This is a genomic window from Microcystis sp. BLCC-F209, assembly GCF_041928595.1.
In the GTDB taxonomy this organism is placed as follows: Bacteria; Cyanobacteriota; Cyanobacteriia; order Cyanobacteriales; family Microcystaceae; genus Microcystis.
Genome location: NZ_JBHFLL010000216.1, coordinates 1 through 20,477 on the forward strand (window position 1 = coordinate 1; position 20,477 = coordinate 20,477).

The window sequence follows — 20,477 nt, forward strand, 5'->3', positions numbered from 1 at the left end:
ATTACTGGTGCAAGTTGGCAATCTTGTAATGTACCGCAAGTCCTTCGTCATCGCTGTGCTTATCTAAATGGTTGCCTTTTTTAACTTTTTTATTGATCTCATTAAGCATTTCTACTTATTGCAAAGGTGAGATGCTCCCAATATGTTTGGATAACTTCCGGTATTAAAGATGAATATTATCAAGTACCAACAGAAAAGCCAAAGGAAAGAATTACTATCACGGATATTCCACAATCGGGAGTGGAAACATTAGCGCGTTTTAAATATGCTAAAGGTGGTGGTATTTCTAATGGACAAAAGTTATTTGAGTTAACAGTAGTTACAGAGGATGAGTTAACCCGTCGTTTTAAGCAGGCTCATCAATCCTTATGGGGAGGGGGAGAGTTGAATCCCTCGGAAGCTTTTGACGAGTTAGATAAGCTAATTTTTTGTAAAATTTGGGATGAAAAGAAAGCTCGCAAGGTAGGGGAACCCTACGATTTTCAGATCTTTAGTGTTGCACCTAAAGCTAATGAAAAAGAGGAGGAAAGAAAACAACGGGAAAATAAGCAATTAAGTGAGCGCATTAAGGCTTTATATGAAGAAGGCCGTCGAGCAGATGCAGAAGTTTTTAAAGATGATATTCGCTTAAGTCCAGAGAAGTTGCGGACGGTGGTGGGTTATTTAGAAAGTATTAATTTAGGCGAAACAGACTTAGATAGTAAGGGTCGCGCTTTTGAGACGTTTATGGGGTCATTTTTTCGCGGAGATTTTGGGCAGTATTTTACACCTCGACCAATTGTTAAGTTTATTGTGGATGTGCTACCCATCCAGCACAATTCTTTAGTTTTAGACACATCTTGTGGAAGCGGTGGTTTTCTGCTTCATGCGTTAGAGAAGGTTCGTAGGGAGGCCAATGAATACTATCCCAATTATAAAACGGATCCGAAAGAATATAACAAACATTATCAGCATTGGCATAATTTTGCTCAGAGTAATTTGTTTGGCATTGAAATTAATGAACAGATTGCCCGGGTTGCCAAAATGAATATGATTATCCATGATGATGGTCATACCAATGTAATTGCGGCGGATGGTTTACGCGATAGTGAAGATTTAATTAAACGGACAGAAAATAAAGGCTTTACATATAATCGCTTTGATTTTGTTATTACTAATCCGCCTTTTGGTTCGGTTATTAAACAAACGGAACAGGCTTATATATCCCAATATAGCTTTGCGATGAAGGCGGTAGATTGGTTAAATCCTAAAAGTAGAACAACGGAGCGGGATAGCCAAAGTACAGAAGTTTTATTTCTTGAGCAATGTCATCGTTTTTTAAAGGAAGGTGGCTATTTAGCGATGGTGGTTCCTGATGGTATTTTGACTAATTCAAGTTTGCAGTATGTCAGGGAGGGAATCGAGGAAAAATATCGCATTGTGGCGGTGGTTTCGATGCCTCAGACGGCTTTTTCGGCAACGGGAGCGGGGGTTAAAAGTTCGGTTTTATTTTTGAAGAAGCATTCGCAAGCAGTAACGGAAAGTATTCAACAGGCTAAACTGACTTTACAGGATCAAATTAAGCAAGGCAATGATTATTTAAAGTTATTGGATAAGATTGAAAATAATAAGAAGCGGCATTTAAAGGAGTTACGAGGTTTTGATAATGCTCAAAATTTGTCTGGTAAAGCGTTGACGGATTCGGAGCTTTATAAGGAGTGGAAAAAGTCGGTCACGGCGGAATATAATGACCAAATTGAGGCGTTAAAGGAGTCTTTGAGTGATAAGTATGGGGAGGAAAAGCAAAAGGTAATCGAAGATTATCCGATTTTTATGGCAATTGCTGAAGATATTGGTTATGATGCAACGGGTAAATCAACTAATAATAATGAGTTAGATTTTATTGGTCGGGAGCTTGCGCGGTTTATTGAGTCGATAGAGTCAGGTAAGGATGGTTTTTTTTTAAGTCTTGATGTGGATAAGAATAAGGTATTTTTCGTCAATTTTTTCAATCTTATTGCTAGAATTGATCCTTATTACCACAGGCCAGATTTTTTGTCGATAAGGAAAAAGTTAATAAATAATCCATTATTTAATAGGATTGGAAGATTAATATTATCTTGGAATCGAGGAGATGGACCCCGTGATGGTTTTTATACAGATGATTATCAAAATGGGGTCTATTTTCTTCGTGTAAACAATCTTAAAGAGCATACTATAAATTTAGAAGATGTTAAATACATAACTAGATATGTCCATGAAAATACTCTTAAAAGATCGCAAGTTACTGCTGGAGATGTAGTTTTTGCAATTAGTGGAACAAAAGAAAACCTTGGAACAGTTTCAATAATTCCCGATCATATTTCTGAAGCCAACTTAAATTCAGCATTGGTGACACTAAAATTAGATTGGTCAGTTATAAATAAGAAATATTTTTGTTATATGTTTGATTTAAATATAACAAGAGTTCAAATTGAATTTATTGGTAAAGGAACTGCTCAAAATAACTTAAATAATGAAGAAATATCAGAGATTCACATATTTTTACCATCTATTAAAAAACAATTAGAAATAGTTGATTTTCTTGATAAAAGTTATCTTTCAAAAAAACAAAAAGAACTGGAAGCACAGCGATTACTAGATAGTATTGATGATTATCTGTTAGGGGAGTTGGGGATTGAGTTACCCGAACCCGAAGAAAACACTATTCAAAACCGAATTTTTATCCGTAACTTAAGCGAGGTATCAGGCGATAGGTTTGATCCAGATTATTTTCAACGTTATTTTAAAAATCTTGAGAATGTGATTTTGTCAAGTTCCTTTAATGTAGAAAAAATGAGAGAAGTGACAACTTTAATAAAAAATGGTCATACTCCAGCAAGTTCAGAATACGCTGAGGAAACAACGCTATATCCTATCATCAAAGCAGGTAGTTATAACGGTGATTTTATTGCACTAGATAAAGTAGATTTTACAAAATCCCAGAAAAACTTACAAGCTAAAAAATTTGATATTTTTATTTTATCCGCAGCCCATCAAGCTCATTATGTAGGCCGCTCTATAAAATATCTTGATAGTAAACCCATAGACAGCACCTCATTTGTTGGTGAATTAATTTGCGTGAGAGTCGATCCCAATAGATGTCATTCAATGTATCTTTTTTCTTTGTTGAAAACTAAATTGTATAAAGACTTGCTAAATCGAGAAAAAACGGGTCAGACATCGCATATCTACCCCAAAGATATACAGCATATCCTTGTCCCTATCCCTCCTCTTGAAAAACAAATCGAAATTAGTGAGCATATCACGGCAATTCGTAATCAAGCCAAACAACTCCAACAACAAGCCAAAGACGACCTAGAAAAAGCTAAACAGGAAGTCGAAGCCATGATTTTAGGTGATGACTAAAAGCCTAATTTATCGGCTCTTCTAGGTTCTGTGTGATCAGTTTAACTTACAATATGATCGATCTTTGTGTCCTCTGTGTCTTTGTGGTTCCTTCCACTCCCTCGCCAGCAGGACTGTATCTTAGAATCCATTTTACCCACCAAACCTAAGAGAGCCATATTTTTAATACACTCGACCGCGCCAACTTTGGGGACGGGTAAAAGCAGAGATAAAAATGCGGATAACTGCCAGCGGATCCGCGAGGGGAGATAGCCAAAATAATCCCGAAGATAGATTGACTTTTTCGCCCCGATAGTAACTAGGAGAGACAGCCAATAAAAGGGCAAAACGAATCAATAACAGCAGCAGGTTTAAAGTCAAGACAATTTTTAAACTCAGGAAATTGTAGCCAAAAATCAAAGCTGTGAGCAGTAAAGGGGTGATAATTATCGGTAATCCCTGAGTAAGAGCTAATAAAGCTAAATCGCCCCATAATTGCCCCTGATAGGAGGCATCTTTGAGGTCAAGAGATCTGCCCCATTCGCGCCAAGTTTCCTTGAGTCCTTCGTACATCCGCACGCGAATCAACTTCGCCCCATCGAGAAATCCCACCCGATAGCCTTTCGTTGCCGCTAGACGGGCCAGGGTGACATCATCGCAAAAAGAACCTTTTGCCCCGCTATAACCGTCTAAAGCCGCTAAAACTGACCGCCGGCAGAGAAAACATTGACCATTGGCCATGACTCGTTGGGGATCTTGCCCGCGCACTCCGGCCGCATCAAAGCGATAGAGCAAAGTCATCAATAAAGCTGGCTGTAACCACCATTCTCCCGGATAGGAGAGGATAAATTGCGGCGACAGGGAAACTAAATCGTAACCTTCTGCGATCGCAGCTTTGACTAAACTAGCCACTAAATTTGCTTGGGGTTGGGTATCGGCATCAATGCCCAAAATCCAGTCACTTTTAGGAGAACTAAACAAAAAACCATTGTGTAACGCCCAGGGACGACCTACCCAATCGGGAGGCAAAGCATAATCGGTTTTCAAGCGAAAGCGGGGGTCTTTTGCCGCTATCTCTTTGACTTTTTCCCGCGTACCATCTTGGGAATTGCTATCGACAATCAGAATTTCTCGCACTTCGTAACTCTGTTGACTCAATCCCTGTAAACAACCGTCAATCCTGGCCACTTCGTTTAACGTCGGCACAATCACGCTTACTGTCCCTAACATCTCCGGGGTGGGAGGTTGGGGAGTCAGGGGAGGACGACGACGCGCCCCTTTTAGCAGACGGGAAAGAAGGATAAAAAAGGCAACAGCCTGAGACAGCAGTAGCCCCAGGCAGAATGCACCGAGAATTATCTCAGTTAACAACTTATTTGGCTCCTCTCACCGAAACAACGGGGATTTTTAGGGTTGTTACTTCGCTGGTTGCCACTGTTTGCCCGGAAGCAACAGCCTTGGCGCGATTATAGAGGAGTGTTAAAGGCAGAATACCGGTGAGTAATCCTAAGAAAATCGGCGGATAAATACCAGCACCGATACTCATGACCGTAGCAAAGCCAAAATTACCCAAATACATCACAAAAGGCAGGGTTAAATCTTGACTTGGCAGTTTCACCGGTTGCACTTGCCAGATTAAAGTGGCTACCGTCATAAAAACACAGCCCGTACCGAACCAACCGGCAAAATTTTCATAGGGCATCCCAAAGAAGGCCCCCGGTTGTTCCCAAATCCAGAAGGGCATGGTAGTTTGACTCATGGCCGGATCTAGGACAAAATCCCAGGAAGTTAATAATACCGCCCCGATAGCGATCGATCCTAGATTTTGTAGCCACTGGGGTATAGCAAGAGTGGATAAACCAACACGAGCGATGATATAGGCACTAAAACCGAGATAAAACCAAGATAGGGGGATAGTAAAGGGTACTAAACCCGCAATTTTGTAACCTAGGCCCGAAAGATAACGATAATGACCGAAAGGAAAGCCGGTACTGGTTCCTAATAGTTCGCTACAAAGGGATAAACTGATAGCGGGAACCATGAATCCTAACCAGTGCCACACTCCTAGAGTCCGATAGGCATAAACAGCCACCGCTGCCATTCCTAACACCATATACACCACACCCCCCCCGGCCATTGACCAAGCAAAGGCGGTTTTGCCAAAATCTGGTAAATTGGCCACAAATTCGGGATGAGGCAAGACTAGCAACAATCCCGCTAGTCCAAAAGCCATCGATACAATATGACCGATGAGCAGAGCTTTTTCGATCGCAATTAGTCGTCTCATTAAATCTCTAGCACTGCGAAAGGATAATCATTTTCAAGTTTACAAATCTTTATTAAAGAATTATTACGCAGATCGGTCACTTTCGGCAAAAAACTTTTACAGGGGTTAGGGATTTGTCTGTGGTGGTTGTTTAGGAGTCAGCAGGCAGGAGTCAGTAGTTAGGAGAATTAAGAAGGAATAATAAGCAATTAAATTGTCTATTTAGAGATTTTATGCTACTTTATACTTAGTTTTTTCTTTTTTTTCAACCCCCAAAAATTAAGTATGGGAGAGACAATGACTAAAAATGCCTGAAAATATATGTTAACAACCATGCTTTTAGCCTAAAAAAAGGGCATTCTAAGATTAAGTCCTCTCGATCACATAGGGATTGCAGCGGTTCTTAAAAAAACTCTCTCCATCAGACTCACTATAAATTAAAACGGTAGCCTAGCTATGTCGGCAGAATCTAGACATCGGCGCTTACTTGCCAATCGATACCAACTGGTCGAGTTGATCGGTAGCGGTGCCATGGGACAAGTATATCGAGCAGAAGATAAACTATTGGGTGGCGTAACCGTCGCCGTGAAATTCCTCTCGCAAACTCTCCTCAACAAAAGAATGCGCGAGCGTTTCGAGCGAGAGGCAACTATTTCGGCACTTTTAGGCGAAAAAAGTATTCATATTGTTAAAGTTCGTGATTATGGTGTAGATGAAAAGGATGTCCCCTTCTACGTCATGGAGTTTTTGCAGGGGGAAAGCATGGGTGAAATCATCAAATATCACCCGCTGCCTCTCTCTCGCTTCCTCAATCTCGCCCGTCAGATTGGTTTCGGCCTGGAATGCGCCCATAAGGGTATTATCTTCCAAGGCGAGATGTGTCCGATTATTCACCGGGACATCAAACCAAGCAATATTCTTGTGATTCAGGACTCAGGATTAGGGGAATTGGTGAAAATTCTCGATTTTGGCATCGCTAAACTCATCCAATCGGGAGAATCGGAAACCCAATCTTTTATGGGAACCTTAGCCTATTGTTCCCCGGAACAGATGGAAGGTAAAGAACTCGATCATCGTTCCGATATCTACAGTTTTGGGATTATGATGTACGAGATGATCACGGGAGAAACGCCCCTTTTTCCCGATAATTCCTCCTTTGGCAGTTGGTATGAGGTTCACCACTACGCCGAACCCCGTCCCTTTAATCCTAGCTTGCAATTACCGCCAGAATTAGAACAGTTAATCCTGCGCTGCCTGGCCAAAGCACCCAGCGATCGCCCAGAAAGTGTTACAGATATACTACAACTTCTCGAAGGACTCGAATCCCTAGTCAAAAATGAAATAGTCAAAAAAACCGACGATTACAGCACCAAAATCAAAACCCTTAATGATTTAAATCAAACCATTGTTGCTGCCGCTAATGCCAAGGATATCTGTCTCAAGTCCAGTTGGCCCGAGGACAAACCCCGCCAAAAAATCGTCTTCCCACGCTGTCTCCAGGCTGCTGACGGCGTTTTTGCCAGTTTATGGGTAATGTTGGATCGACAGGATATCGCTGTCCGGGTTGCTAGTGTCCGTTATAATCAATTCCTCTTTTTGCCCGCACCCCACCCGATGATTCTCTGGATTACTGTCCTCTATCATCGTCAATGGGGGCCTCGCTGGTTGTCCTGTTATTTGGACTTAAAAACCCCCCAGGGTCAAAAAATTACCAAAACCCTCGCCGAAACCGGTCAATACTGGATTTTATTTTTCCCCCTCGAAGGCAGCCCGATCTGTGAAAATGTGATCACCGCTAATATTCTCCCCAATCAATGCCAAATTTTGCAGCAATGGGTGACAGATGGTCAATTGGCCCAGGTTGGCAACCCGCAAATTAGCAAGCGGATGTTAAAACGGAAACTCGAGCAACTCAAACCCCAAATTCTGGCCAAATTAGCTTCAGAACTGGCTGCGCAGCCCTAAAAAATCAGGGAGGCGTTAACTAGGGTTTGCGGCAAAAAGTTTGTTGGTGGGGGCAGGGTGTGGCCCCCCAACCCCCCCGACATCGGGGGGGTTGGGGGGTGTAGGGTTTCACCGATTTTGAGGGGGTCAATTACCTAATTTTCAGGGAAAAAGTCCCTGAATTTTCCCCCCGACCACTCCCCTATCCGGTACTTTTTGATTGACAAAAAGTCTAAAAGTCTTACCCAACAAGGTTTTTAGATTTATTCAGCCAACTTTATCTATTCACCCAGATTACAGGGGTCGATAGACACGGTAATCAATATTGGGGAAAATATTGTCGATTTCCTCGACTTTTTGCAACCAACCAGCATCAATCTTCTCGGATTTCACATCTTCATAGATTTTATTTAACCGCAGCAGGTGGGAACGAGTGCGCCGGACAGCATAGGGAACCATTGTACCGGTTCGCATAATAAACGCCCAATCGGAAGATTGCGCCAATAATAACTCCCGGGCCGCCTGATTTAAAGCCCGTTGCTGCAATTCATCCTCCGCTTCGTGATGACTTAATTCAATCATCCGTTCCGTGCCTTTGTGCAGGTGAGGATAGATCCAAGCGTTAGTTTCATTCAGCCAGTATTCATGGAAACCCTTATAACCCCAACTGGATTGGGAAGGACGACAGACCTGCTGAGTCGGGTTAGCCCGGAGATAATCGGCTAAATGGGTCATTTGGTAGATATTTTGGTCATACCAAGACTTGCGGAACAGAAAATCAATAAACCAGGGTCCCTCATACCACCAGTGACCGAATAACTCGGCATCGTAGGGAGAAACCACCAGGGGAGGACGGCCCATAATTCCGGCTAAACTCTCCACCTGCCGCTCGCGATTATACATAAAATTGCCCGCGTGTTCGGCGGCCTTTTCTTTGGCCCAGTAGGGGTCATAAAGCCCTTTTTCCGATAAACCACCGTCCCGGCTAGTAATTTTGTGGTATTTAATGCCTATATTCTTGCGTTGACCGTTGGGCATGATATAGGGCTTAATATACTCGTATTCCGCTTCCCAGCCCAGATCTTTATAGAATTCCCGATAGACCACATCCCCCGGATAACCGACTTGGGAAGACCACACCTGTTGGGAAGATTCGTGGTCACGACCGAAAGCGGCCACCCCGGTTTCCGTGAAAATGGGCGCGTAACTGCCGTAACGGGGGCGAGGACGACCGTAGAGAATACCGTGGCCATCGACGAGGAAATAACGAATGCCTGCATCGGCTAACATTCTTTCTACCCCTTCGTAGTAGGCACATTCCGGCAACCAAATGCCCTTGGGACGACGACCGAAATTTTCCTCGTAGTGTTGACAGGCCACCTCAATTTGCGCCCACACCGCTTGTGGGTACATTTTCATCAGGGGCATATAACCATGAGTCGCACCACAGGTGATAATTTCTAGGTTATTACTGTCGAGGAATTGTTTAAATGCCTTGACCAGATCCCGATCGTATTTTTCCCAAGTTTGTCGGATACTTTGGAAAGATTGAGCGTAATATTCGGCTAAGTAGCGAATATGCCCATGGTGTTGATTGTGGTCGATTTCTTTAGCAATTAATTCTTCTAACTTACCTAAGTGTTCTTCATAACGCTCTTGCAGTAACGGATCCCGCAGCATCGACACCAACGGCGGAGTCATGCTCATGGTCATTTTAAAATCGATACCATCCCGTTGGAGACCTTCAAAAACTTGCAGGAGAGGGATGTAGGTTTCTGTGATTGCCTCGTATAACCATTCTTCCTCGAGGACGTAATCGCTTTCGGGATGGCGGACGAAAGGGAGATGAGCGTGGAGAACTAGGGCAACATAGCCAAAAGCCATAGGATTTCTTCTTAGAATTAAGGAATAAAACTTTAAGATTAGGTTGAGTAGATTTTATACTATCTTAAGCTTCTACAATAAAGAATATGATAAAAGTCGATCGACGATCGATCAATCCCGTCAATCCCTAGGTTTACTAATTTTCCGATGCTCCCATCTAACGAGCCACTGACTGCTTTAGGGAGAGAGACGACAACGCCTCTCTCGATTCAACTTTTGCTGTTTGTTGATGACCGTCCCAGTTCTCAAGAAATTATCCGTCAAATTCAGGCCTATCTCCAGTCTTTAAAGTCTGATTACCCAATTGACCTACAAATCATCGAAATTCGCCAGCAACCTCATTTAGTCGAACATTTTCGCCTTGTAGCTACCCCCGCCTTGGTCAAAATTGCCCCCGGCCCCCGCCATACCCTCGCGGGCAGTAATCTGGTGGAACAGTTTAAAAAATGGTTGGTACGCTGGCAAAAAGCGATTAAAGAGGAGGTCAAAAATAATCACGCTGATGATGCACAACTTCAAGAGGTAGAACATTCGGGCGAACTCATCCGCATCGCCGATGAGGTTTTTCGTCTCAAACAAGAAAAGGAAGAATTATTAGAACAATTAAAATTTAAAGACCAAATTTTGGCTATGTTAGCCCACGATTTACGCAGTCCTCTCACCGCCGCTTCCATCGCCGTGGAAACCCTAGAATTAGCCTATCATCAACCAGATACTGAGCGCAGTCTGCAATTACGAGAACAACTGCACCAACAGGCCCGCAAACAGTTCCGGATTATGAACCGTTTGATCACGGATATTCTGCAAGCTTCTAAGAGCATGGCGGCGCAATTCACTCTCCACCAGAGTAAATTCTATCTGCAAGCCCTCTGTCAGGAAATTTTGTCTCAATTTACCGATACTTTTCAGGAAAAGACTTTAATTCTCCAAAGCGATATCCCCCAAGATCTGCCCCCCGTCTATGCTGATGAGGAGTTAATCCGACAGGTGATTATTAATCTCTTGGAGAATGGCATCAAATATACCCCCACCGGCGGCGCAATTACCCTTTCTGTCCTCCATCGTACTACTCAAAAAGTACAAGTGAGCATCAGTGATACTGGCCCCGGCATTCCCGAAGAAAAACAAGAGCATATTTTTGAGGGTCATGTGCGTCTCAAACGGGATGAGGGTAAAGAAGGTTATGGCATCGGTTTATCGGTCTGTCGCAAGATTATTCGCGCCCACTACGGTCAAATTTGGGTGGATAGTGTCCCTGACCACGGCAGTAGTTTTCACTTCACCCTGCCAGTTTATCGCTAAAATGCTCCGCTAACCAATTATCAATGTCCCCTAAAACTAAGTCGGGGATTTCCCAGGGGAACAGATGGGCCGTATCTGGGTAACATTTCCACTCAGACAGTTTCAGTTTTTCGGCCGTTTCTTGGCTCGAGGCACTGGTAATATGGCGATCATTTGCCCCCGCCAGAACTAAGCAGGGAATTGTGATTTTGTCAAGAGATTTTAAACAATTGTAACCTTTTTTTAAAGCCCGATTTAAAGCGCGATTAGCAGCTGGAGAAGTGCCTAAGTAGGCAAGAACAGCATCTTGAGCGAGATATTGATAAGAAATCGCTTGATGTTGTGAAAAAAGGTACTGAAACAGGGAACGACGAGCAAAAGTATCAATATTCCAACGCCATCCCGGTTTGATCTGATTGAGAATTGCCGCCATCCCCGTCAAAATCAGATCCGTGGTGGTGATAGGAGGATGACTACCCCAAGGCCGCGCAGCCGAGGCCACTAGAATTAAACCAGGAAAGCGATCGGGATGCCGCAATACTAATTCCAGTGCGATTATACCCCCCAAAGACCAACCGAGAATTAAACATTGCGGGATTTTTTGGCGATCGAGCAGCTCGATTAAATCCTCTAGATGTTCTTCTAGCTGAAAATCCAGGCGATAACGACTTTTACCGTAGCCGCGCAGATCCGGGGCCAGGGTTTGCCAGCGTTGGCAAAAATGATCGGTAAATACAGACATACTGGCTGCCGAACCGGGATGACCGTGCAGACAGAGGATCGGATAGCCATTACCTTTGATCTTAACGTTGAGAGCGATCGACATTGAGCAGTTATCAGTTATCAGTTATCAGATTTGAGTTTTAAGTGAGCAGTATGTAAGTACCTAAGCAAAATTAATTACACACATCTAACCCCGCTCTTGCCTCTTGCCTCTTGCCTATCTTCGCTAGGAAATTAATTTTGCACGACTACTTATTAAGCGAGCAGTATTAAATAGCAGTTTCCTGCTGTCTTTTCACTGTTCACCGTTTACTGATCACTGATTATTGACTAGGATATATGAGCGATCGAGTCTCTGGTATGTCAAACTAGAGAATAGGAGAGAGTTGGTCTAGAGGTTGCGGAATCATTTGATCAATGATTCCGAGGAAAGTCCGAACTCCCGAAAGACCACACTTGCTGGATAACGTCCAGTGCGCGCGAGCGTGAGGATAGTGCCACAGAAAAATACCGCCCCCTTTTTTTAGTGTTGCCAAAGGCACGGCGTAGCCGTCCAGTAAACAGTGATCAGTAACGAAAGTAAATTCACTGATAACTAATAACTTTTCACTGATAACTTTCCACTGATAACTGATAACTGATAACTGATTGGGGGTAAGGGTGCAAAGGTGCGGTAAGAGCGCACCAGCAGTATTGAGAGGTACTGGCTCGGTAAACCCCGGTGGGGAGCAAGGTGGAGGGACAAAGGTTGGTCTTTTTCCTGTCCCGTTCTTAGGAACCGCTTGAGATAATTGGTAACAATTATCCCAGATAGATAACCTCTATTCCAACAAAGGTAAAAGCAATTTTACTGCTGTTGGGAAATACAGAATTCGGCTTATGTCTGACTCTCTCCTTTATCAGTTATCAGTTATCAGTATTCAGTATTCAGTATTCAGGAGATTATTTTTATTTATTCTCCCCTGCTCCCCCGCTCCCTGCTCCCATCTCCCCTGGAACCTCAACTACCAATTTAAATGCTTCTTAGCTTAGAGGGGGATTGCACCGCTAACGGTTAGGTAATTGATCAAATCCCGTATCGCTTGACCGCCGCTACCGTGAGCTAGAGATATAATGGTGTGTCGCACTTAAGTAAGTCTGGGGTATTTTTGGTTCTTTAGGATATCTTAGGCTAAAATATTGGTCAATGGGTAAGTACCAGCAATATTGAATCTCTTAACAAAACTTGACATTCTGTTCAAAAAATGAGGCAAAGTCTATTGGCTAATCGCTATCGAATTATTCGACAATTAGCAAGTGGGGGATTTGGCGATACCTTTCTTGCGGAAGATACCCATTTACCATCAGGTCGCACCTGTGTAATTAAACAACTGCGGCCCATGCACAATAACCCACAGGTCTATCAACTGGTCAAAGAGCGCTTTCAAAGAGAAGCAGTGATTTTAGAAGATTTAGGAAATAGTCATGATCAAATTCCCACATTGTTTGCTTATTTTGAGGATCAGGGACAGTTTTATTTGGTTCAAGAATATATTCAGGGACAGACTTTATCTAGTTTAGTTAAGAGCCAAGGAAAACAAGAAGAAACCTTTGTTAAAAGAATTTTACTAAAGCTTTTAGTCCTATTGGAATATATTCAAAGTAAACGGATTATTCACCGAGATATTAAACCAGATAATATTATTATTCGTCACCACGATCAAATGCCAATTTTAATTGACTTCGGTGCTATTAAAGAAGCAATAGGTACAGTGATGTCTCCTAGGGGTAATTCCACCAGTTCTATTGTAATTGGAACACCGGGGTTCATGCCTCCAGAACAATCAATAGGAAGACCAGTTTTTTCCAGTGATTTATATGCTCTTGGTTTAACAGCAATTTATTTATTAACAGGGAGAATACCTGAAGAATTAGAAACCGAACCGCTTACTGGAGAAATTATCTGGCGACAATATGCTTTAAATGTTAGTCCAACTCTAGCCAATGCAATTGATAAAGCTATTAAATCGCAAGCAAATCAAAGATTTACAACTGCTCAAATGATGAGACAGGCGCTACAGGGACAGCCGAGAGTAACGCCAACTGAACTTTCTTTCCCTTCATCTCAACAAGGCAACGTGATTCTGAAAAATGACTGGATAAAAATTACTATTGCTGCTGTAACAATAGGTATTACTTTCTTAGCTGGCTGGACTTTCTTCTCTAAAAAACAACAACAAAAATTAGAAGAAAGAATCTCTGAAATTCAATCAGAACAGACTAATCAAGCCAAACAACAAGAGCAAGAATTAGCGGAAAGGCAACGACAGCTAGATGAAAAACAACGTCAGCTTGAACAAAACCAAGAAGAATTAGCTGAAAAACAGCGTCAACTTCAACAAGAAAAACTTAAACCAACTGAAACTATCCCCTCTTCTTCTGAGCAAACAAGCTTAATTTGGCGTTCTCAAAGTAATTTAACTACAATTGCAAACTTAAATAAAATTTGTTTTGGTAGTAGTACACTCAGTTTAGTTGAAACTGTTTTTGGATATGGTAAACCACCATTTACAGGAACAATTACGATTCCTGCTCCCCAAACAGAAGGTTGTACAACTGGAGATACCCTACAAGGAAATTTTAACCTATCTGGAAATGCAGGTAACTGTGTCGGCACAGTTAAGATTACTTGGAAAAATAACGATAATGCTTTTATCCAATGGAATATTACTAATTTGGGTTTAGCTTGTCCTGTAGCTACAAGCAATTGGCAAGTTAATACTTATCCTGTCAAGCTTTAATTCGCCAAATTTTGAAAATTACCAAAAATAAAGCTTTGACTCTTGTAGTTAGCAATAAATTTATGATAAAATATTAATAAATAATCAGGAGCAATTATGACAGTTAAACCAAAATCAGAAAAATTAAACAGTGATATTTTATTAGAGCAAGAGACGAAAGCCTTTAATCCTCCGTCCCTTCCTAACTCTTCCCCAAAGAGTAAAACTGTTTTTCTGCAACAAGCAGGTGCTTTAAGGGATGATAGCTCTCTTGCTGACCTAAGAGACTCTATTTACCAAGCTAGAGGACGTTCAGAAACTGAAGATGATGTATATTCTTGACACGGATACTTTAACTCATCTCCACGCAGGTAATACTAACGTTATTAATCGGTTAGAAAGCTTACAGGATGAGGAAGTCGCCATTGCGATTGTCACCAAGATTGAAATTTTGCAGGGAAGGATAGATTATCTACTTAAAGCTTTTTCAGGAAGTGATTTATTGAAAGCACAAAAACTTTTTTGTCGTTCAGAAGTCCTACTGAATCAACTTCCTGTAATTTTAATTGATGGAGATGCTGCTAATCAATTTGACCGTTTACGAAGTGTTTCTAAAATCCAAAAAATTGGCAGAGCCGATCTATTAATTGCTAGTATCGCATTAGCTAATCAAGCTAGGTTAGTAACCAGAAATCTGCGACATTTTAGACAAATTCCTCATTTATCCTTAGAAAATTGGGTAGATTAATACAAGGTCTGATTTTCCCAGTTTCTGAACCTGTAGTTGGCTCTAGATTTACCTCAATAATCAGTCCTCGCTTGAGATTTATTATGCTGTCCATCCTACTAAAGCTGATTCGGTAAGTTGCTGTAATTCTTCATCTTGTTGATAAATTGCTGCATACAGATTTGCTGATTCTTGTAAGTCCTGAGCCTCTAGTTCTAGTTGAAATCGCTCTAGAGCCACTCTCACTATCTCATTAGCATCTTTAAAGCCGTATTTTTGATAACGGTTGAGAAATTCTCTGTGAGGTTTTTCTAGACTGTTGGTAAAGGTAATCCTTCTTTGAGTATAACGCTACAGATGAGATAAGCTGTTGTGCATTTAAACTGGGTATGAGGACGTTACAAAACAAACAGAGAAACTCACTCTCTCCCCTCTCCCCTCTCCCCCACACCCCTTCTCCCCGCTCCCATGTCCTTAAGTGATCCGCGTCGCCAAAAACAATTAAAAACCCTAGTGGAAAAGCTGGGTTTATCGGCTGATGTCCCCGTCAGGTGGGATTTATTAGATTTAGCTCTAACTCATCCCAGTATTTCCCGTGATCAGAATTATGAACAATTGGAATTTGTGGGCGATTCTGTGGTAAGACTGGTGGCGGCGGAGGTATTGTTAGAAACCTATCCGGAGGCCCTAGTGGGAGAATTTGCCGCCCTGCGATCAATGATGGTTAGCGATCGCACTCTGGCGGAATTTGCGGATCGCTACGGTTTCGAGCGTTATTTGTTGGTATCAAGTAGTACAAGTATTGACCAAGCGGGGCGAATTTCCCGTCTAGCAGACGCTTTTGAGGCGGTTTTGGGGGCATTATATCTTAGTACACAGACTATGGTTTTAGTGCGTTCTTGGCTAGATGAACCACTAAGGGAAAAAGCGGCCGAAATTCGTCGAGATCCGGCCCGACAGAATTATAAGGATGCCTTGCAGGAGTGGACACAAGCAAAATACAAAAAACTGCCGCAATATTTAGTTAAAGAAATCAATGGTTTAGATCAAGAGCGTTTTTGTGCGGAAGTGTGGTTAAATGAGCAGAAATTAGGAGTGGGAACTGGCAGAAGCAAAAAAGCGGCGGAACAGGCAGCGGCTAAATCAGCTTTTCTAGAAGTGGTTAAAGGCTAAATGGGGGCATTTTTGCCTAACGGACGAATTGCCAGAGGCGAATTTTAAAATCATAATTACCACTAGCCAAATACTGCCCATCGGGACTAAAAGCTAGGGATTCCACCCAGTCGGAATTATTATCAAACCAGGCCAACTGTTTACCCGTGGTCACATCCCATAAACGCACACCGTCATTACTAGCACTAGCGAGAATTTGTCCGTTAGGATGGAGCGCGAGGGAACGGATTCGGTTCGTATGACCGATGAGGGTAAATAATAACTTATTATTGCTCGTATCCCAGATTTTAATCGAGCGGTCTAAACTACCGGTAATTAAATTTTTACCGTCGGGACTGTATAAAAGCTTGCTCACCGCTTGGGGATGGGCAGCAAATTTTGACAAAAATTTGCCCTCGCGGATGTCCCAAAAATGTACCTCACCGTTTTCATGACCACTGGCAAGGGTGAAACCATCGGATTTCACCCCTAGGGAATAAACAAAATTACCCACCCAATTTAAACGATAGAGGGGACGGCGGGGGGGTTGCACTGTCCAGAGGCGAATTCCTTCCAAACCACCACTAATTAACGTTTTACCATCGGGAGTAACGGTGAGGGCGAGGACCGTATTGCCGTGTTCGAGGGCAATTCCTAAATACTTGCCTTCCACCAGATTCCAAAAATTAATAGAACCATCTGAACCGCTACTAACTAATAATCTTTCGTTGGGACTAATAGCTAAAGCTTTGACGCTGGTTCTTTGGGCGCGAGTTTGGGAAACTTTTTGCCCTGTTTTTACCGACCAAATTCTCAGGAGAGGATCCGTATCACTACCACCAGCGAGAACAAATTGGTTATCGGGACTGAAAATCACAGCATTAGGGGTGGATTGTTGCCCTTCTAGGGTTTTAGCGAGGGTAAGTCTGCCTAAACCTTCTACTAGGATAGTTTCTGGGGTTTTTTGGCCACTTGCAGCCGCGGGTTTAGGGGGAGCAATAGGACTTTGGGCCTGACTAAGCTGATGTTGCCCGATTGTCAGCGTGGTTAAGACACTGACCACAATTGCCCCGACAAGTTTCTCCCCACCCGTAAATCGGAATTTCATAAATTTAGTTGAATATTAACCAATGAACCGTGCTATAGATTCTAGCCTTTGAGGAGATTGATTGCCAAGCAAGGTGAGATTTTTGAGCTAAGAAGGTCGATTTTTTTCGTTTTTCAGGTTTGGTAAAGCCACTTGACCCGATTGGGGCGGTAAATAGTATCTTGCTGCTTCTTCTTGGTTGATTGCCTCAGTTTTTTGGCTCTGTTGCCACCTGGTGAGGATAGCGATCGCCATAATCGTTGCCCCTAAAGATAGCAGTGTCCATCTTTGTCCTAGAACCCCGATGATGACATCTACTGCCGCTGCGGTAAAGATAAAGCTGGTTATTGGTTCTTGACGGTAAGCTTTCTTGAGAAAACGCGGCCAGAGGAGATTACTCATTTTATCTATTATTTCTACGGTTTCGATAATTCCAGCTTATCCTATCATCCTAAAAAATGTTGTCGATCAGGTGATGGGGGGTTTTTCAGTGAGCAGTAATCAGTAATCAGTAAGAAAAATAATATTAGGGATTCTACTGCTGAACTGCAAATAATCACCCCCAGAGAATCGGATCCTTTAACAAATGCAAAGAGACGATACCCTCTCAAAACCCGTTGATAGGATTATGGTAGTGACCAAAATCAACTTTTAAGAATCTATAATGGGCGTTATTGTCCATTATCATCCAAATAACGGCTAAACAGCCTGTTGTATGCACTTTTCCTCGGTATTATCATGGCCTATCCTCTCTACGTCGCTTTTATTTGGCATCAACACCAACCCCTCTACAAATCCTGTCAAACTCGCACCGATGCTTCGGGACAATATCGCTTACCCTGGGTGCGACTGCATGGAGTGAAAGATTATCTCGATTTAATCCTGATTCTAGAACGTTTTCCCAAATTACATCAAACTGTCAACCTTGTCCCCTCTTTAATCCTGCAATTAGAGGATTACGTCAACGGACTAGCTATAGACCCCTATCTTGCCCTCACCGTCACCCCAGAAGCGCAGTTAACCCTGGCACAAAAACACTTTATCCTCGAACACTTTTTCGATGCTAACCATCGTACCCTGATCGATCCGCACCCCCGTTACGCCCAATTATACGCACAGCGTCAAGAAAACGGTCATAGTTGGTGTATTAGTCATTGGCATCTGCAAGATTATAGCGATCTCTTGGCTTGGCATAACCTGGCTTGGATCGATCCTATCTTTCACAGTGACCCGGAAATCGCTGCCTGGTTAGAACAGGGAAAAAACTTCACTTTAAGCGATCGCCAGCGAATTATCTCCAAACAGCGTCAAATTCTGCGTCGTATCTTGCCGCAACACCGGTTAATGCAGGAAACCGGACAACTAGAAATCATTACCAGTCCCTACACCCATCCAATTTTACCCCTGCTGGCCAACTCGGAAGCCGGCCGGGTAGCAGTGCCGAATATGACCCTTCCTCGCCAATATTTCCACTATCCTGAAGATATTTCCCGCCATCTCCAGAAAGCTTGGCAAATCTATATCGATCGCTTTGATAAACATCCTCGAGGACTTTGGCCCTCGGAACAATCCGTTAGTCCTGCGATTCTCCCCGCGGTCGCTAAACAGGGTTTTCAGTGGTTATGTTCCGATGAGGGGGTGTTAGGTTCGTCCCTGGGACATTACTTTCATCGCGACGAAAAGGGCAATATTAGCGAACCGGAATTGCTTTATCGTCCCTACCGTCTGGAAACTAGCAACGGCAATTTATCGATGGTTTTCCGCGATCATCGTCTCTCGGATCTGATCGGATTTAGCTATAGTGGCATGAAAGCAACCGAGGCCGCTACAGACTTAGTTAAACACCTAGAAGCGATCGCCGAACAACTGAAAACTAACGCAGAAACCACGACGCTAGAAAAACCCTGGTTAGTTACCATTGCGCTAGATGGCGAAAACTGCTGGGAAAACTATCATCAAGACGGTTTACCCTTCCTAGAGAACCTTTATCAACTTTTAAGCGACCACCAAGCGATCGAATTAGTCACCGTCTCCGAATATCTCGATCGCTTTCCCGCTAATGCCAAAATTCCTGTCAATAAACTTCATAGCGGCTCTTGGATCGATGCCAATTTTACCACTTGGATCGGCGATCCCGCTAAAAATAAAGCTTGGGAATATCTAATTTTAGCCCGTCAAACCCTGGCTAATCACCCCGAAGCGACGGAAGATAATAACCCGGATGCGTGGGAAGCATTGTATGCAGCCGAGGGTTCCGATTGGTTTTGGTGGTTTGGTTATGGCCATTCCTCCAATCATGACGCAATTTTTGACCAACTTTTCCGCGAACACCTGATCGCTCTTTATCAAGCTTTAAATGAGCCAATTCCCTCCTATTTGCTCGAACCGGTGGAAGAACACGGGGATAAACAAGGTAATCGTCCGATGGCTTTCATTCACCCCATTATCGACGGTTTTGGGGACGAACAGGATTGGGATAAAGCCGGACGGATCGAAATTGGCGGCACCAGTGGTACAATGCACCGGACTTCCTTAGTACAAAAGCTCTTTTTCGGTTGGGATCACCTCAATTTTTATCTGCGTTTCGATTGGAAACCAGGGGCAAAATTAGGAGAAGAAATTCCCGCAGAAGTGCATTTATACTGGTATTATGATGAAGTGCATCGTCTGCAAAGTCCAATTCCCCTAGCAGATATTCCCCCTCGATCGCCCCTCAATTACGGTTATCATCATCATCTAGGGGTTAATTTAATCACGGAATTTACTTGGTTAGAAGTCGCTCAAGAATATTTTACTTGGCAGCGAGTTCCTAGTAATGCCAAAGCTTCTTTTAATCAATGTTTGGAAATTGCTGTCCCCTGGGAAGGATTACACATTGAACCCGATGATCGTCTCCATTTAATCGCAGTTTTAGCCAATCAAGGTCAATACTATGATTTCCTCCCCGTTGAAGAATTAATCTTCCTGCAAAGACCTTAAATCAGTTATCAGTTATCAGTTATCAGTTATCAGTGATCAGTGATCAGTTATCAGTTATCAGTTATCAGTTATCAGTTATCAGCTTCTGAAGGCAAGAGGCAACAGGCACTCGTGCAAAAGACAGGATCTGGCAATTCTCCTACTTAGGGTTTGCGGCAAAAAGTTTTTGGCTCTCTTGGATTTGGTGGGTAAAATGTATTCTAAGATACATTCCTTAAGAGCGAGGGAGTGGAAGGAACCACAGAGACACAGAGGACACAAAGATCGATCCTATGTAAGTTAAACTTATCACACAGAACCTAGAAGAGC

At 42.8% G+C, this 20,477-nt stretch carries 15 protein-coding genes and 1 other RNA gene; 9 read left to right on the forward strand and 7 right to left on the reverse strand.

The features are described from left to right. Nucleotides 1-126: 126 nt before the first annotated feature. The gene (locus ACE1AQ_RS14235; protein WP_253257747.1) at nucleotides 127-3,387 is read left to right on the forward strand and encodes an N-6 DNA methylase; all 3,261 of its coding nucleotides are present in this window, start codon (nucleotides 127-129) and stop codon (nucleotides 3,385-3,387) included. Between the two features lie 162 nt (nucleotides 3,388-3,549). On the opposite strand, the gene cruG is transcribed toward ACE1AQ_RS14235, so the two are convergent. Together cruG and cruF are read right to left on the reverse strand one after the other, a co-directional pair. Next, the gene (gene cruG / locus ACE1AQ_RS14240; RefSeq protein ID WP_008207061.1) at nucleotides 3,550-4,737 is read right to left on the reverse strand and encodes a 2'-O-glycosyltransferase CruG; all 1,188 of its coding nucleotides are present in this window, start codon (nucleotides 4,735-4,737) and stop codon (nucleotides 3,550-3,552) included. A 1-nt stretch (nucleotide 4,738) separates the two neighbouring features. Next, nucleotides 4,739-5,653, reverse strand: a complete 915-nt coding sequence (gene cruF / locus ACE1AQ_RS14245; protein WP_008207062.1) for a gamma-carotene 1'-hydroxylase CruF — start codon at nucleotides 5,651-5,653, stop codon at nucleotides 4,739-4,741. Nucleotides 5,654-6,088: 435 nt separating this feature from the next. Between cruF and ACE1AQ_RS14250 the strand changes: the two genes are divergently transcribed. After that, nucleotides 6,089-7,597 (forward strand): serine/threonine-protein kinase, encoded by a 1,509-nt coding sequence (locus tag ACE1AQ_RS14250; RefSeq protein WP_374808628.1) that lies wholly within the window; start codon nucleotides 6,089-6,091, stop codon nucleotides 7,595-7,597. A gap of 273 nt (nucleotides 7,598-7,870) precedes the next feature. Here ACE1AQ_RS14250 and ACE1AQ_RS14255 read toward each other — a convergent pair whose 3' ends face one another. Beyond that, nucleotides 7,871-9,460 (reverse strand): glycoside hydrolase family 57 protein, encoded by a 1,590-nt coding sequence (locus tag ACE1AQ_RS14255; RefSeq protein ID WP_008207066.1) that lies wholly within the window; start codon nucleotides 9,458-9,460, stop codon nucleotides 7,871-7,873. 147 nt (nucleotides 9,461-9,607) lie between these two features. On the opposite strand from ACE1AQ_RS14255, the gene ACE1AQ_RS14260 reads away from it, so the two are divergent. Continuing rightward, nucleotides 9,608-10,762 carry a histidine kinase gene (locus ACE1AQ_RS14260; RefSeq protein ID WP_008207068.1) on the forward strand — a complete coding sequence of 385 codons (1,155 nt, stop codon included), beginning with the start codon at nucleotides 9,608-9,610 and terminating at the stop codon, nucleotides 10,760-10,762. On the opposite strand, the gene ACE1AQ_RS14265 is transcribed toward ACE1AQ_RS14260, so the two are convergent. Further along, nucleotides 10,740-11,567, reverse strand: coding sequence for an alpha/beta fold hydrolase (locus tag ACE1AQ_RS14265; RefSeq protein ID WP_008207069.1), 828 nt, complete (start codon nucleotides 11,565-11,567; stop codon nucleotides 10,740-10,742). The two genes, ACE1AQ_RS14260 and ACE1AQ_RS14265, sit on opposite strands and share 23 nt — an antisense overlap. Before the next feature lie 279 nt (nucleotides 11,568-11,846). On the opposite strand from ACE1AQ_RS14265, the gene rnpB reads away from it, so the two are divergent. The 4 genes from rnpB to ACE1AQ_RS14285 all read left to right on the forward strand — a co-directional run bounded on the left by rnpB (nucleotide 11,847) and on the right by ACE1AQ_RS14285 (nucleotide 14,971). After that, nucleotides 11,847-12,359, forward strand: an RNA gene (gene rnpB / locus ACE1AQ_RS14270) — RNase P RNA component class A. 364 nt (nucleotides 12,360-12,723) lie between these two features. Beyond that, the gene (locus tag ACE1AQ_RS14275; protein ID WP_232306251.1) at nucleotides 12,724-14,244 is read left to right on the forward strand and encodes a protein kinase; all 1,521 of its coding nucleotides are present in this window, start codon (nucleotides 12,724-12,726) and stop codon (nucleotides 14,242-14,244) included. A gap of 96 nt (nucleotides 14,245-14,340) precedes the next feature. Next, nucleotides 14,341-14,565 carry a hypothetical protein gene (locus ACE1AQ_RS14280; protein ID WP_002792717.1) on the forward strand — a complete coding sequence of 75 codons (225 nt, stop codon included), beginning with the start codon at nucleotides 14,341-14,343 and terminating at the stop codon, nucleotides 14,563-14,565. Then, entirely contained in the window at nucleotides 14,549-14,971 is a 423-nt protein-coding gene (locus tag ACE1AQ_RS14285) for a type II toxin-antitoxin system VapC family toxin (protein ID WP_008207071.1), read from the forward strand. The genes ACE1AQ_RS14280 and ACE1AQ_RS14285 overlap by 17 nt, the downstream gene beginning before the upstream one ends. 81 nt (nucleotides 14,972-15,052) lie before the next feature. Here the strand turns inward: ACE1AQ_RS14285 and ACE1AQ_RS14290 are convergent, their stop codons facing one another. Further along, nucleotides 15,053-15,190: a hypothetical protein gene (locus tag ACE1AQ_RS14290; protein ID WP_002792709.1), complete on the reverse strand. Its 138-nt coding sequence runs from the start codon at nucleotides 15,188-15,190 to the stop codon at nucleotides 15,053-15,055. 228 nt (nucleotides 15,191-15,418) lie between these two features. Here ACE1AQ_RS14290 and rnc point away from each other — a divergent pair, with 228 nt between their 5' ends. After that, a complete protein-coding gene (rnc, locus tag ACE1AQ_RS14295) occupies nucleotides 15,419-16,123 on the forward strand; it encodes a ribonuclease III (protein ID WP_008207072.1) in 705 nt (234 codons plus the stop codon). Between the two features lie 16 nt (nucleotides 16,124-16,139). Here rnc and ACE1AQ_RS14300 read toward each other — a convergent pair whose 3' ends face one another. Beyond that, nucleotides 16,140-17,210, reverse strand: coding sequence for a WD40 repeat domain-containing protein (locus tag ACE1AQ_RS14300; RefSeq protein WP_008207073.1), 1,071 nt, complete (start codon nucleotides 17,208-17,210; stop codon nucleotides 16,140-16,142). An 87-nt stretch (nucleotides 17,211-17,297) separates the two neighbouring features. Next, nucleotides 17,298-17,591, reverse strand: coding sequence for a hypothetical protein (locus tag ACE1AQ_RS14305; protein ID WP_008207074.1), 294 nt, complete (start codon nucleotides 17,589-17,591; stop codon nucleotides 17,298-17,300). Nucleotides 17,592-17,927: 336 nt separating this feature from the next. Between ACE1AQ_RS14305 and ACE1AQ_RS14310 the strand changes: the two genes are divergently transcribed. Further along, nucleotides 17,928-20,168 (forward strand): glycoside hydrolase, encoded by a 2,241-nt coding sequence (locus tag ACE1AQ_RS14310; protein ID WP_008207075.1) that lies wholly within the window; start codon nucleotides 17,928-17,930, stop codon nucleotides 20,166-20,168. The last annotated feature ends 309 nt before the right edge of the window (nucleotides 20,169-20,477 follow it).

Coding starts and splice junctions, on each gene's coding strand:
- cruF (WP_008207062.1), bottom strand. CDS start 5,653: ATGAGACGACTAATTGCGATCGAAAAAGCTCTGCTCATCGGTCATATT.
- ACE1AQ_RS14250 (WP_374808628.1), top strand. CDS start 6,089: ATGTCGGCAGAATCTAGACATCGGCGCTTACTTGCCAATCGATACCAA.
- ACE1AQ_RS14255 (WP_008207066.1), bottom strand. CDS start 9,460: ATGGCTTTTGGCTATGTTGCCCTAGTTCTCCACGCTCATCTCCCTTTC.
- ACE1AQ_RS14260 (WP_008207068.1), top strand. CDS start 9,608: ATGCTCCCATCTAACGAGCCACTGACTGCTTTAGGGAGAGAGACGACA.
- ACE1AQ_RS14265 (WP_008207069.1), bottom strand. CDS start 11,567: ATGTCGATCGCTCTCAACGTTAAGATCAAAGGTAATGGCTATCCGATC.
- ACE1AQ_RS14280 (WP_002792717.1), top strand. CDS start 14,341: ATGACAGTTAAACCAAAATCAGAAAAATTAAACAGTGATATTTTATTA.
- ACE1AQ_RS14285 (WP_008207071.1), top strand. CDS start 14,549: ATGATGTATATTCTTGACACGGATACTTTAACTCATCTCCACGCAGGT.
- rnc (WP_008207072.1), top strand. CDS start 15,419: ATGTCCTTAAGTGATCCGCGTCGCCAAAAACAATTAAAAACCCTAGTG.
- ACE1AQ_RS14300 (WP_008207073.1), bottom strand. CDS start 17,210: ATGAAATTCCGATTTACGGGTGGGGAGAAACTTGTCGGGGCAATTGTG.
- ACE1AQ_RS14305 (WP_008207074.1), bottom strand. CDS start 17,591: ATGAGTAATCTCCTCTGGCCGCGTTTTCTCAAGAAAGCTTACCGTCAA.
- ACE1AQ_RS14310 (WP_008207075.1), top strand. CDS start 17,928: ATGGCCTATCCTCTCTACGTCGCTTTTATTTGGCATCAACACCAACCC.